This is a genomic window from Nonomuraea sp. NPDC048892, assembly GCF_040649735.1.
Classification (GTDB): Bacteria; Actinomycetota; Actinomycetes; order Streptosporangiales; family Streptosporangiaceae; genus Nonomuraea; species Nonomuraea maheshkhaliensis.
In genome coordinates this window covers 1-13,089 of the sequence record NZ_JBEZFZ010000037.1, presented here as the reverse complement: position 1 = coordinate 13,089, position 13,089 = coordinate 1, and the positions used below count along the sequence as shown (strand labels likewise).

Sequence of the window (13,089 nt, the reverse complement as noted above, 5' to 3'; positions counted from 1 at the left end):
CCCGCCCGAGAGGAGTCTCGTTGAGGTCTTACACCGGCTCCACAGGCGTTTCAGCTCTCCGCCAGCCCGGCGGCGAGCACGTTCTGGGCCGCGTTGACGTCCCGGTCATGGACCGCGCCGCAGGCGCATTCCCATTCCCGGATGTTCAGCGGCATCTTCTCATGCACGGAGCCGCACACGGAGCACCGTTTGCTGGAGGGGAACCAGCGGTCCACCGCCACCAGCGTGCGCCCGTACCAGCGTGCTTTGTACTCCAGCATCGAGCGCAACTCTCGCCAAGCCGCATCCGAGATGGCGCGGGCCAGACGGCGGTTCTTCACCAGGTTGCGGACGGACAGGTCCTCCACGGCGATCGCTTGATTCTCGCGGACAAGCCGTGTCGTGACCTTGTGCAGATGATCCCTTCTCCGATCGGCGATCCGGGCGTACACCCGGGCCACCTTCAGGCGAGCCTTGGCCCGGTTGGCGCTGCCTTTCTCCTTGCGGGCCAGTGCCCGCTGGGCTTTGGCGAGCTTGCGCCGGTCGCGGCGTTCATGCCGGGGATTGTCGATCTTCTCGCCGGTGGACAGGGTGGCCAGCACGGTGATGCCTGCATCCACGCCCACCGCCTGCTCTGCCGGAGCGAGCGGGGCGATCGTCTCCTCCACCAGGATCGACACGAACCAGCGCCCGGCCGTGTCCCGGCTCACGGTCACCGTGGACGGCTGCGCACCCTCGGGAAGCGGACGCGACCACACGATCGCCAGCGGGGCGTCCATCTTCGCCAGCGTCAACTCCCCGTCCCGCCAGCGGAACGCCGAGCGGGTGTACTCCGCCGACGCCCGCGACTTCTTGCGGGACTTGAACGCCGGGTATTTAGCGCGCTTGGCGAAGAAGTTCGCGAACCCCGCCTGCAGATGGCGCAACGTCTGCTGCAAGGGCACACACGATACCTCGCACAGGAAGGCGAACTCGCCGCTGCTCTTCCACTCGGTGAGCATCGCCGACGACTCGCCATAGGAGACCCGTTTGCCTTCCTGGGTGTAGGCGCGGGTGCGCTCTTCGAGCGCTTTGTTGTAGACGAGGCGGACGCAGCCGAACGTCCGGGCAAGCTCTTCGGCCTGCTCGGGGGTCGGGTAGAAGCGGTACTTGTAGGCCCGCTTCACGATCTGCGCCACGCCTGGCATCCTACCGAACGATCAAGGAAAATTAGCGTGCTTGTTCGATACGGTGGTTCGGCTGTCGGTGATTCGCCTGTTCCTGCCCTGCTGCGCAGGGGGCCGATTCCTCCCCCGCCTGAAGGCGGGGGGTTTCCTTGGAGGTTTCTGATGACACGCCATCACTCGCCCGAAACCCCCGACACCCCCGGCGAACTCGGCACCCCCGACGCTCCCGGCACCCTCGACGTCGCCCGCGAGCTGGCCGGTCTTGTCGCCGCGCCCGCGCCGTTCCCGGCTGAGGTGATCGAACGGGCCAAGCGGCACCTGCTCGACACCCTGGGCGCCGCCCTGGCCGGGACCACCACTCCGGCTCCCGGCCTGGCCGCGCCCGGGAACGCACCCATCTGGGGCACCGGGCTCACCGCAGCCCCCCGGGACGGGGCGCTGCTCAACGGCATCGCGGCACACGCGCTCGAGCTGGACGACACCGGCGGCTGCGATCATTCGGGAGCCGTCGTGGTGCCCGCCGCACTCGCCTGCCTCAGCCTCGCCGACCGCCCGATCCCCGGCACCGAACTGCTGGCGGCGATCGTCCTGGGCTACGAGGTGGCCCGCCGCGTGCTGGAGGCGTGCGGCGGCTACGCCGCGCACAACGAGGCCGGATGGCACTCGACGGGCACCTGCGGCACGTTCGGCGCGGCAGCGGCGAGCGCGCGGCTGCTCGGGCTGGACGGCGCGCGGACCGCCGACGCGCTAGGCCTGGCGGCGGGATTCTCCGGCGGCCTGTGGGCCTTCGTACACGACGGCGCACCGAGCAAACGACTGCACGCGGGCCGCGCCGCCGAGGGCGGCCTGACCGCCGCGCTGCTGGCCGCCTCCGGCACGAACGGCCCCCGCCGCGTCTTCGACGACGTATGGGGCGGCTTCCTGCGCACCTACGCGGGCCCCGACGCCGACCCCGGCGCGCTGACCCGCGAGCTCGGCAAGGAGTGGCGGATCTCCCGCTGCTCGATCAAGCCGTACGCGTCCTGCCGCAGCACCCACTCCTCCATCGACGCCATCGGCAGCCTCGACCTGCACTCCGGCGAGATCGCCCGCATCCACGTACGCCTGAGCCCCCTCGTGGCCGGCATGTGCGGCGGACGCGACGTCTCCACCCTCCCCCACGCCCAGCTCAGCCTCCCGTACGCCATCGCCGCCAGAGTCCTGTACGGCGACGCCGACCTGGCCGCCTACTCCCCCCAACGACGCGCCGACCCCCGGGCCGCCGAACTCATGAACCTCATCGACCTGGAAGCGGACCCGGAGATGGGCGGCATCGACGAGCCGACCCTGACCGTCACCACGACCTCGGGCGCCGTCCGGCGCGCCAGGGTGAAGCACCCACTCGGCTCCCCCGCCAACCCCCTCTCCGACGAACGACTCCTGACCAAGTTCCACGGCCTCGCACCGAGCCGGGAGCGCCTGGCGGAGCACGTCATGACCCTCGACACCCGCTCCGACGCACGAGACCTGCTCCCCCTTCTGTCCGGCGCGCGCCAGGACGTACGGGCTTGATCCGGTTCGGCGGACGGTCTGCGTGCCGGCGCCTCAGCGTGCCTCAAGGCGCCGCTGCTTACGGCGTTCCCAGGAGTTGGGATGCCGGATGACCACTCCTCCGGCGCCGCCGGTGCCGGAGAGGCGGACCAGCGGCGTCCTGGGGAGCCGCTGCGACGTCGTCTTGTCCCTGAACCCCCCGAGGCCCTCGGTCATCCGGGAGGTCTCCGCGGCCCAGCCGTCGGGGATGACGATCGTGACGCCGCCCATCTGACCTTCCGCCTCGATCTGAATCTCGGGCAGCCGGCATTCGGCCTGGGTGAAGTCGAGCTTGACGGCGCCCATCCCGCCGTACACGACAATGCGCCCGGACACCTCCCACGGCCCGGAACGGGTCAGGCCGTTCATGCCGCCCCTGAGGACCAGCGGCTCCTGGTCCACCGGGACGTCCGGCGGCAGATCGGCGGTGAGGGGCGCCAGGTCGGCGTACGTCTTGGCGTTCAGCGCCAGGCCAAGCCGCGTGTCCAGCTCGCCGAGGTCGATCCGGCCCTCGGCGGCCGCCCGGTTCAGCTGTTCCACCACCGCTTCGCGCTCGTCATGCGAGACGCGCCACTCGTCACGCCCGGCGGGTTCCTGAGGGCCAGCAGTCATGTCCCAATGATACGGACAGGTCGCTTCCCGTGGCGCGGTCGAAAAGCCTTTCACCGAGCGTCGCACCCGGGCGGCCACCGTCCCTCTCCTGACCGTCCGGCCCACCGGCGTCCGGTCAGCCTTGCCCGCGCAGGTCCAGCATGAGGACCTCGACACCCGCCTCCCGGGCGTCGGCGTGCAGGGCGGCGGTCAGCGCCCGGCCGACACCACGACCATGGGCGGCGGCGTCCACCGCGAGCTTCTCCACTCCGCAGCGTCGAGTATGGCGGGCTCAGTGGTCATTCCGCTGGTCAGGGCAGGATCCATGACGGGCAGCCTAACCGGCCGAGCCCGCCATCGAGACCGGCCCCGTCCGCTGCTCAGAACGCCCTGCTGATCACGCCCGGCGGGTGCTGGGCAGCGGGAACCAGCGCAGGCGTTCGAAGCCGGCCGGCAGGTCCGGCGGGGGCGGGCCGAGCTCGTCGCGGCGGGACGCCAGGATGGCGCGCGCCTGCTCCAGATACCCGGGCAGAGCGTCCTCGCCGGCCCGCGCCCTCGCCGCCGGCGGGACGGGGATGTCGAAGGGCAGGTCGTCGAGGTGGATCGGCGGCTCGGCGGCGGCGTCGTGATGGCGCCACAGGCCGGTCGCCGGGTCGAAGCGGTAGTCGGGCAGCAGCCGGTGCCCGTGGCGGGCGATCAGGTCCACGGCGTCGATGAGGTAGTCGCAGACCGTGTCGGAGATGAAGTAGTTGAAGTTGACCCGCACCCAGCCGGGCTTGATGCCCTCGCCGCTCGCCTCGATCTCCCGTCCGAAGGCGTGCGAGTGCGCGGCGTCGATGCCGAGCAGGCGGTGCCCGTACGGTCCCGCACAGGAGCAGCCGCCGCGCGCCTGGATGCCGAACAGGTCGTTCAGCAGCGCCACCACGTAGTTGTGGTGCAGGTACAGCCCGCCGGACGCGCGGATCCTGATCGAGACGATGGGCAGGCGGCGGGCACGCAGGTCGCCGAGGATCTCGATGCCCGGGTTGCGCCCCCAGCGCCGCAGGGCGCGCTGCCAGAAGCCTTCCTCGCGCGCCTGGATGAGGCCGGTGCCGACCGCCTGCTTCAGCCGGAACACCAGCCCGGCGCGGATCGACTCGACGATCGCCGGCGTGCCGCCCTCCTCCCTGGCGACCGGGTCGTCGAGGTAGCGGTGCCCGTCCGGACCCACGAACAGCACCGTGCCGCCACCCGGGGCGGTGGGCACCCGGTTGCGGATCAGGTCCCGGCGCACCACCAGGACGCCGGGCGTCTGCGGGCCGCCGATGAACTTGTGCGGCGACAGGAAGAGCGCGTCCTTGCCACCGTCCGCCATGCGGATCGGCACGTACGGGGCGGCCGCGGCGTAGTCCCAGAACGACAGCGCGCCGTGCTCGTGCAGCAGCCCCGTGACGCGGTCGGTGTCGGTCAGGATGCCGGTGACGTTGGAGGCGGCCGAGAAGCTGCCGATGAGCAGCGGCCGGCCGGCGTACTGGACGAGCCGGCGGCGCAGGTCCGCCAGGTCGATGTGTCCGGAGGAGTCCGCGCCGATCGCGACGGTCTCGGCGATCGACTCGCGCCAGGGCAGCTCGTTCGAGTGATGCTCGTACGGGCCGACAAACACCACCGGGCGCCCCTCGTAGCGGCCGGGTGTGCGCAGCTCCAGGATCCCGATCAGCTTGTTGACCGCTGCGGTTGCTCCCGAACCGCAGAAGATCACCATGTCGTCGGGCCCGGCGCCGACGCCCTCGCGCACGGCCTCGCGGGCCTCCTCGCGTAAGCGGCTGGTCTGCAGGCCGGTGCCGGAACTCTCGGTGTGGGTGTTGGCGTACCGGGGCAGGACCTGGTCGCGGATGAAGTCCTCGACGAAGGTCAGCGACCTGCCCGAGGCGGTGTGGTCGGCGTAGACGAGGCGGCGTGGGCCGTACGGGCCGTTCAGCACCTCGTCGTCGCCGATGACGGCGGCCCGGATGCGCTCCAGCAGCGGCGACGTCGGCGCCGCGGGTTGTCTCATCACCGTTCCAGTCTCGCCGCGAGACGGAGCCGGTGTGCGGTGACCGTCTGAACAGGCATAATTACGCACTTCCGGTCACCGTACGACCGGCCCCTGTCACGGGCCCGGCAGGCCCGCTGCGATCAGTCGGCGGCCAGCCAAAGGTCAGGGCCGAAGACCTCGTAGTGGATGTCGCGGGCCGCCACACCGGCCTTCAGCAACTGACCGCGGACGCGGCGCATGAACGGCACCGGGCCACACAGGTAAGCGATCGCGCCCACCGGGATCTCGACGCCTTCCAGGTCCATCAGGCCGTCGCGGTCCGGCGCGGTCGCGCCGCTCTCGTACCAGAAGACCCGCTCGGCGGCCGGCCTGAGCATGTCCTCCCGCAACGCGTGCTCGGCTGGGGAGCGGTCGGCGTGCAGCAGCAGGACGCGGCGGTGCGAGCCGGTGGCGGCCAGATGATCGAGCATCGCCATGATCGGCGTGCAGCCGATGCCCGCCGACACGAGCACCAGCGGCGCGTCCCCGTCCTCCAGCGTCACGTCGCCGAACGGCGCCGACAGGGTCAGCTCGTCGCCCGCCCGCACGGTGGCGTGCAGCAGCGTGGACACCTCCCCGGCGGGATCACCGTCGACCCGCTTGACCGTGATCCGGCGCGACCCGTCCTTGCCCGCGCCGGACAGCGTGTACTGGCGCAGCTGGTGGACCCCGTCCGGCATGCGAACCCGGACGCTGACGTACTGGCCGGGACGGGCCGGTAGCGCCGGGCCGTCGTCCGCCGGGCGGAGCAGGAAGGAGACCACGTGCGGCGTCTCTTCTTTCCGGTCGACCACCCGCCACTGCCGCCATGTGGCGCCGTTGCGCGCGCCGGCCTCGGCGTAGACTCGCGCCTCCTGGGCGATCAATGCCCCTGCCATCAGCCAGTACACCTCGTCCCAGGCTGCGGCGACCTCCGGGGTGACGGCCTCGCCCAGCACATGGGCGATCGCCCCGAACAGGTACTTGTGCACGATCACGTACTGGTCGTCGGTGACGCCGACGGCGGTGTGCTTGTGGACGATGCGGGCGAGCAGCTCGCCGGGGCGCTCGTCCGGACGCTCGAGGAGCCTCGTGGCGAACGCGGCGATGGATCCGGCCAATGCCCGGCGCTGCTCGCCGTTCGCCTGATTGCCGCGGTTGAACAGACCGTCGAGCAACTCGGGCCGCTCGGCGAACATCGTCTCGTAGAAACGCGCGGTGATGGCGTCGAGCGAGGCGCCGACGACCGGCAGCGTGGCACGGACGATCGCGGCTGAATCCGCGGACAGCATGGAGAACCCCCTGGACAGGCGATGGACATGAGGCCCACGGAACTAGGCGGGCCGCGCATCAGGCTAGAAGCAGGAGCATGCCCGTTCACCGGGCCGAACGTCAGTAACTGCAGGGCCGAAAGTCCCTTATCGGACGAAGCCCCTATCGGCGGCCAGGATCCGGCCGTAGCCGGACCCACGACGCCGCCCCGATGACGTGCGGGAACCGCACCACCGACCACCACGTCATGGCGCGCTCACCTGGAACAGACCGTGCGCGCCTGCCTCGGCCTGGCGCATCGTATGGTCCACGACCGGATACGTGCCCGGCTCCGGGAAGACCAGCTCAGCGAACCCGCCCTGCGCCGGAGTCAGGTCGAGCGCCTGCGCCCCGCCTGGTCATCGGCCCGCAGCAGGTATGCGCCTTCTTGTAGACGGTGTCGAACGGCGCCCCGACCACGTGCAGCGCAGTGCCCGAACTCGGGCCGGCGGCCACCGCCCAGATGCGGCCCCGCTCCCCCGGCTCGGCCCGCAGCGGGGCGTGGTCGTAGCCGCTAGCGATGCCGTTGAACATCCAGCCGTCCGGCTCGCCCTCCCGGATCTTGGCGACCTGGGCGTCGCCGCCGGGCTCGCCGAGGTACAGCTCACCCTGCACCAGAACGTATTCACGGTCCGCCGTTGGCAGCTTCGGCGGGTCGATGATGACCGCGCCGTACATGCCGTTGGCGATGTGCTGGGTCATCGGCGTTGAACGTCCACACGCGCTGCCGCATCCCGGGAGCGACCTCCTGGACGACGGTGTCGTCCGCGCGGATCTCGATGTGGTGTTCCGTGCCGCCGGGCGCGGGCTTCAGGGCCGCGTCGTACGGCTTCCAACCCGGTGACATGGGGGCGGCCGGATCCAGGCGGGTGGATTCGCCCGCTTGCGGGGCGGCGTTCGTGCCGTGGCCGTTGTGGCCGGTGCCCGGCCGGGGCCGGGACGCCGCGGCAAGGACGGTCGGGATGATGCGCATGCTCATGCCCGCCGCGCGGTGCCCGGCCACGGTGCACCAGCCGCTCACCGGCTCACCGAGCGGCTGCAGCTTCAGCGTGGCGCTCTGGCCGGTGACCAGCATCGGGGTACGCTCTCCGGTCGCCAGGCGCAAGTCGTGGCGCTGGGCGTCGGCGTTGGTGACGCGCAACGTCAGCACGGCGCCCACGGGCGCCTCGATCACCGAGGGGCGGATGCTCCCGCCGCGTACGCCGCCAGCCCGGCCAGGGCCACCCACTGCCGGTCCGCCAGCAGCCCGGCGACGGCCACCGCCAGCCCGGGCGCGGCCAGCCGGAGCCCCACGCGCGACGCCCGCCGGGTCTCGTCCGGCATGCGGGTGCGCAGGACCGTCGGCCAGAGCGTGAACAGGGTGCCGAGCACGGTCAGGCCGACCCAGCCGAACACGTTCACCTCGGCATGCGCGGCATGCAACCGCTCGTGCGCCGCCCCGTGCCCGACGTGCGCGGCCAGCAGCCCGCCCAGGACGCACCGGCGGCGAGTGCGCCGGCGGCGGAGACGTACCAGCCGATGACGTGCCCGAACCGGCCGGGCAGCGCCTGCCGCACCAGCAGGACCAGGACGGCGGCGTGCCACACCACCACCCCTGCCACCAGCGCCGCCCCGGCGGCGGCCACCTGCCACGGTCCCGCCGAAACCCCGGCCAGCACCGCCACCGTCGCCGCGTTGAGCACACCGAGCCTGGCCAGGCTGCCGCGCCGCGGCGGCGTGCGGACGCGCAGAAGCGCCACGGTGAAGTGCTCACTCCAGATCAGGATGGCTGTGCTGACCGCGCCCAGCAGGAACACGTGGATCAGCAACCAGCGCGACGCCGGCAGCACGTCACCCGCGAGAGCCACCACGACGGTCAGGGCGAGCCAGCCGACGACGATCGCGTTCGCCCGCAGGTGCCACGAAGCGCGGGAACGCTGCGCCAGCTGGACGGTCTCCGGTCGCTCGGTCATACCCTGGCTCCCAGCAGGATGTGGGCCACCACGTCGGCAGCCGAGTGGTCGTCCGGCAGGCCGTCGAGGAAGCCGGCGTCCTGGCCGAGCGTGAGCAGCGGCGGCTCGTCGTAGCCGCCGGCGCGATGCTGCCCGAGCCCGATCGCGGCGAGCAGGCCGTTGCACAGGCAGCGGCGGCCGGCCGCCTCCTCGGCCGAGCGTCCCTTGCGCACATAGGTGTCCACCGGCTCGGCCGGGCAGCGGTAGCCGATCGCGCCGTCCGGCTTCGCGTACGGGGTGCGCAGGTAGCCCAGGTCGCACAGCCGCGGGCGTGCCTCGTACACCTCCTGCTCCGACAGCGTCCCGGCCACGGCGGCGACCTTGAACGGGAACCCGGTGGGCGAGGCGCGCGGGTCGTTGCGCACCTGGAGGGCGCCGCTCACGGCTTGCTCGCGCAGGCGTCCGCGCAGGCCGGGTTCGAGCCCGGACTCCCGGCACAGCGCGAACGCCGACCCCACCTGAATCCCCTGCGCGCCCGCCGCCCAGGCCCGCTCCAGCCCGCCGGGCGTGCCGTACCCGCCCGCCAGCCAGAACGGCAGCCCCAACGCGGCCACCTTGCCCAGGTCGGCCTCGTCGCGGGGCCCGTACACCGGCTCGCCCGCCGCATCGAGCGTCATCCGGCCTCGGGGCGGCGCGCTGTGCCCGCCCGCCACCGGCGTCTCGATCACGAACCCGTCCGGCCGGGTCGCCGGCGAACGAGCCAGGTAGGCGGCCAGCACGTGGGCCGACACGATCGCCAGCAACCTGGGCCGGGCCTGCGGCGTCAGCCGGTGTCCGAGCAGCCCGGCCGGTTCGAACCCGATCGTGTGCCCGTCGCCGCCCGCCACGGCGACCGAGATCCGGGCGGGGCGGTGCTCGGACAGGTCGTCGAGCAGGCGCGGGATCTCCACCGGGATGCCGGCGCCGACCAACACGTAGTCGGCGCCGGCCAGCATCGCGCCGTACACGGCCGCCGGGGTGGCGAGCTGGATCTTCTCCAAGTAGTTCACCCCGACAGGGCCGTCATGACCCTCCTTGGCCAGGAAGACCTCGGCGAAGTTGGCCACCACGGCCAATTCGTCACGAGCCCGGTTCGGCCGCACTCCCAGCCGGGGCACCGGCCGATAGGGCACGTCCCTGCCGGTACCGCCGGGCACGAAGTAGCGGCCGAGCACGCGCTCGGCGACCTCGGGAACCGGGAAGCAGGCCAGTGCGCGGCGCAGGTGGCCGCCGGGGTCGCCGCGCTGTAGCCGGCGGGCGATGGTGACGTCCAGCGCCGTACCCGACACCACGCCGAGTTGTCCGGTTTCGGCGACCGCTCGGGCCAGCCGCCAGCCCGACACGCCGACGCCCATGCCGCCTTGGATCAGGAGGGGCTGGCTGAACATCGACGCCGCCACACCGTGCGCGGTCGCCGTGAGCAACACCCGCTGCAACGCCTGACCGGCGCGTAGCCAGTCCCGCGGCCCGTCACCCCTGGTGAAAAGGGTGGCGAGCTGCGGATCCGGTTCGAAGTCCGCCTGTTCCCGCACAGGCTCGCCTGCCGCGCCCGAGCGAAGGTCGCGGCCGGCGTACGGGTCGCCGAGGGTGAAGTCGCGCATGGGAAGCTCGCCGTGTCTCGGACGAGGACCGAAAGCGTGTTCGGGCACGCCGTCGCAGCGCGTCCGCGAGCCGGTCCAGCGGGCCAGTTCGGCGCGGTAGGTCTCCTCGGCGGCCAGCGTGTCCTCAGCCATGGCGACCAGGTCGAGCACGCGCCGCGCCGTGCGTCCTTTCACCAGGACCAGCGTGGCGCCCTCCTCGTGGGCGGCATGCACGAGGTCGGCGAAGACGTCCCTGGGCAACCGGCGGTCATCGAAGGGGAAGCGGTTGGTACGCCGGTGCGGGATCATGGCATGCAGCAGCCGCTCGTCCTGATCGGGCGGGCTGCCCGGGATGGCGCGCACGGTGGCCAGCAGATCGGGCCGCTCCTCGGAGTCGGGCAGCAGCAGTATCTGAGGGTCGTGCACGGTCATCCGGATCGCCAGCCGCAGGTTGAACAGCGCCGCCCCACAGCTGATGCCCAGACCGCGCCCCATGGGATCGGTGACGGCCAGCAACCGGTCGAGGTCGGCGTACAGGTCCATGGTGGTGTCATCGACGTGACGAAAGCGCCACGGCTGGGTGTTGTGCACCGATGGCGCCGCGACGGCGGCGCTGACCAGCCTGCGCACGCCGACGCGCGTGGCGAAAGGCTTCTCCGCGCAGGCGGGCTGGCCCTCGATGAACGTGCGGGTGCCAGAGGGATCGATGCCGGGGATTCCGGCCTCAGGGATCGCGCCGGTTCCCGTCATAGGGCCATTCCCGACGCAGAGCTAACAGCGTGCATGGACCTAAAATTTCGCGCCTTACCGTGTTCACGGCAGGGACCAAAGTCCCTCGCAGCGCGTCCGATGGACCGTTTCGCCAAGCCACTTCCACCACTTCGGCCACCCGCCGAACCAGACGTCGTCCAGCACCAGCAGCCGCCGCGACCGCACCGCTTGTCTCCCTCCGACGAGGTTCACCTCCCACGTGGGGTCATCGGCGTCATCGCCCGGCGTGTCGGCTACAGCCGCGTGGTGTGCACCTCCTCCACCTTTGTTTTCAGCCGTTCGGCGTGGGTCTGGTCGGCCGTCTCGACCTGGTTGGGGAGCCTCGTGGACGATGTGGAACAGGGCCTGGAGCTGGCGGCCGAGCTGCTGCAGCAGCTCGGCCAGCCGCGCCGCAGCTCTGGGGCCGGCGCGCTCGGCCGGCGTGCGATACAACCGGGCGTGCTCAGCCCGGCGCACCTCGCTGATCAGCCGGGTCAGTGTGGTGATCCCGAGGGCAGCAGGAGGTTCTCACGCAGCATCTGCACCACTGCGCGGTCGAATAACACCCGCGGACCTCAATCGGTGACCACACTCGCGCGGCCATTGGAGGCACCATGGCTGCTGGAAAGCCGCCCGCTGCACCCCCAACACATTGTGAGCTTGACCAGCTCGCCTTCTGCCGCAACGCCGCCAATCTACTGATCGCGGTACCGGACCGGGCCACGCCGGACGTCGCGCCGCGCATCGATCCGGACGCCTCGCCGTACACAACCGACCAAGGCGTCCTGGCCGTCCCGCTGTGGCCGTTTCGGGCGCTGTCGGCGATGCGCGCGGGCGCCGACCCGGCCACCGCCCTGTTGCTCCTGGCCGGCACTGCGGTGGCCGACTTCGCCGTGCACGAGGCGCTGGAGACCTACCAGAAAGTGTCGGGCCGCCCGGTCTGGGACCCGCACGACAGCCCGTACGAGCTGACGCCGTGTGTCGGCTCGCAGGCCGCGAGACGCCTGCCCCTGGCCCTGCGCGCCAGCTCGTCAGCACGCTGCTGCAGCGGCTAGACGCGACAGAGCCTGGAGCGCTGCAGACGCCACACGATCTGCCGGACGCGGCCGAGCTGTCTCAACCGCACTTTCGCCGATCGTGACTGGGAGAACGCCGAGGGGAGCGTCGACCTCGTTGACCCGCAGGCGTGGGAGCGGGACGAGGCCGAAACTCTCGTCGCGCAGGACTGGTGCCGGGTGCCGGAGGGACCGCAGCCTCTCCAGCTTCGGATCACCTGCGACGCCCTCGGCCCGGACGACAGCAGGGCGGACGTGCTGGCCGACGACGGCACAGAACCGCTTATCGCTATTGGCTGTTCAGATTGCCCCGAGGCCGGAGAGGGCGCGTACGGCCACGGCCTGCAAGGGCACATCGTGGCCCAGGACCCTGCGGATGGCGCGCTGGACGCCGGGTCCTGGATGTCGTGATGAGATCCGCAGGGAGGCCGCAGGCGTGTTCGAGGTCAACAGTGAGGTCGACAACAACGGCAGAGGCACGCTCGCCGGGCATGCTGGGCCCCGCTCGATGCTCTTCGCGACACCCGGGCTGGAAGTGCCTGCATGCCACCTCAAGCGGCCTGATCAATCACAGGGCTGAATGGATACGTCAGCACCATCATGGGTTGCCTTTTGACGCGGAACTCGGGGGCACATCATCACTGACGTGATCTCAGCGAATTGCTGGTAGGTAGTTGTGCTCGAAATGGGTGCGGACAAGTGCTGCTCGGGCGATGTCGCCGATTGTGCTGGGGCTGAGGGTGATGTGCTGGAGGATTCGCCAGCGGCCTTTGAGCAGGGCGAATCCGCGTTCGCCGAGGCAGCGCAGGGCGCGTAGGAGCCGGTTGTAGGTGCGGTTGTCCGGGCTGAGGATCTGGTTGCCGTCGGGCTGCTTGATCGGGGTGTGAATGCCGATTCCGGCGCCGTCGTAGCCGCTGTCGGCGAGGGTCGGCAGGCCTGCCGCGGCTGCGGCGTACAACGCGCCCAGCACGTGCGTGCGGGCAGCGGTCAAGTCATGGACCGAGCCTGGCTCGACGTCGGAGATCCACAGGGGCAGTCCGTCGGGTGCCGAGAGTGCTTGGAGGTTGCCGGCGTGGTGGTGGGCTT

Annotated in this window: 12 protein-coding genes and 1 pseudogene; 2 read left to right on the top strand and 11 right to left on the bottom strand. The window is 71.4% G+C overall.

The window, feature by feature from the left end; genetic code table 11:
• Positions 1–50: 50 nt before the first annotated feature.
• Positions 51–1,157: an RNA-guided endonuclease TnpB family protein gene (locus AB0C28_RS51050; RefSeq protein WP_358083972.1), complete on the bottom strand. Its 1,107-nt coding sequence runs from the start codon at positions 1,155–1,157 to the stop codon at positions 51–53.
• Positions 1,158–1,307: 150 nt separating this feature from the next.
• Here AB0C28_RS51050 and AB0C28_RS51045 point away from each other — a divergent pair, with 150 nt between their 5' ends.
• Positions 1,308–2,696, top strand: a complete 1,389-nt coding sequence (locus tag AB0C28_RS51045) for an MmgE/PrpD family protein (RefSeq protein WP_358083969.1) — start codon at positions 1,308–1,310, stop codon at positions 2,694–2,696.
• A gap of 33 nt (positions 2,697–2,729) precedes the next feature.
• Here AB0C28_RS51045 and AB0C28_RS51040 read toward each other — a convergent pair whose 3' ends face one another.
• The 9 genes and pseudogenes from AB0C28_RS51040 to AB0C28_RS51000 all read right to left on the bottom strand — a co-directional run bounded on the left by AB0C28_RS51040 (position 2,730) and on the right by AB0C28_RS51000 (position 10,948).
• On the bottom strand, positions 2,730–3,326 hold the full coding sequence (locus AB0C28_RS51040; protein ID WP_358083967.1) for a DUF1707 domain-containing protein: 597 nt from the start codon (positions 3,324–3,326) through the stop codon (positions 2,730–2,732).
• A gap of 115 nt (positions 3,327–3,441) precedes the next feature.
• Positions 3,442–3,576: pseudogene (locus tag AB0C28_RS51035) on the bottom strand (GNAT family N-acetyltransferase); the annotation flags it as partial.
• Between the two features lie 126 nt (positions 3,577–3,702).
• Positions 3,703–5,337, bottom strand: a complete 1,635-nt coding sequence (locus tag AB0C28_RS51030; protein WP_358084118.1) for an aminotransferase class V-fold PLP-dependent enzyme — start codon at positions 5,335–5,337, stop codon at positions 3,703–3,705.
• 122 nt (positions 5,338–5,459) lie between these two features.
• On the bottom strand, positions 5,460–6,629 hold the full coding sequence (locus tag AB0C28_RS51025; RefSeq protein WP_358083964.1) for a globin domain-containing protein: 1,170 nt from the start codon (positions 6,627–6,629) through the stop codon (positions 5,460–5,462).
• 325 nt (positions 6,630–6,954) lie between these two features.
• Positions 6,955–7,263 (bottom strand): hypothetical protein, encoded by a 309-nt coding sequence (locus AB0C28_RS51020; RefSeq protein WP_358083961.1) that lies wholly within the window; start codon positions 7,261–7,263, stop codon positions 6,955–6,957.
• A gap of 10 nt (positions 7,264–7,273) precedes the next feature.
• Positions 7,274–7,807, bottom strand: a complete 534-nt coding sequence (locus tag AB0C28_RS51015) for a hypothetical protein (protein WP_358083959.1) — start codon at positions 7,805–7,807, stop codon at positions 7,274–7,276.
• An 11-nt stretch (positions 7,808–7,818) separates the two neighbouring features.
• Entirely contained in the window at positions 7,819–8,043 is a 225-nt protein-coding gene (locus AB0C28_RS51010; protein ID WP_358083956.1) for a hypothetical protein, read from the bottom strand.
• Between the two features lie 2 nt (positions 8,044–8,045).
• On the bottom strand, positions 8,046–8,600 hold the full coding sequence (locus tag AB0C28_RS51005) for a hypothetical protein (protein ID WP_358083953.1): 555 nt from the start codon (positions 8,598–8,600) through the stop codon (positions 8,046–8,048).
• Complete coding sequence (locus AB0C28_RS51000; RefSeq protein WP_358083950.1) at positions 8,597–10,948, bottom strand: nitronate monooxygenase; 2,352 nt, start codon at positions 10,946–10,948, stop codon at positions 8,597–8,599. The genes AB0C28_RS51005 and AB0C28_RS51000 overlap by 4 nt, the downstream gene beginning before the upstream one ends.
• A gap of 614 nt (positions 10,949–11,562) precedes the next feature.
• On the opposite strand from AB0C28_RS51000, the gene AB0C28_RS50995 reads away from it, so the two are divergent.
• On the top strand, positions 11,563–12,003 hold the full coding sequence (locus tag AB0C28_RS50995) for a hypothetical protein (RefSeq protein ID WP_358083947.1): 441 nt from the start codon (positions 11,563–11,565) through the stop codon (positions 12,001–12,003).
• A gap of 652 nt (positions 12,004–12,655) precedes the next feature.
• On the opposite strand, the gene AB0C28_RS50990 is transcribed toward AB0C28_RS50995, so the two are convergent.
• The coding region (locus AB0C28_RS50990; protein ID WP_358083944.1) for a transposase family protein at positions 12,656–13,089 on the bottom strand (434 nt) is incomplete at its 5' end.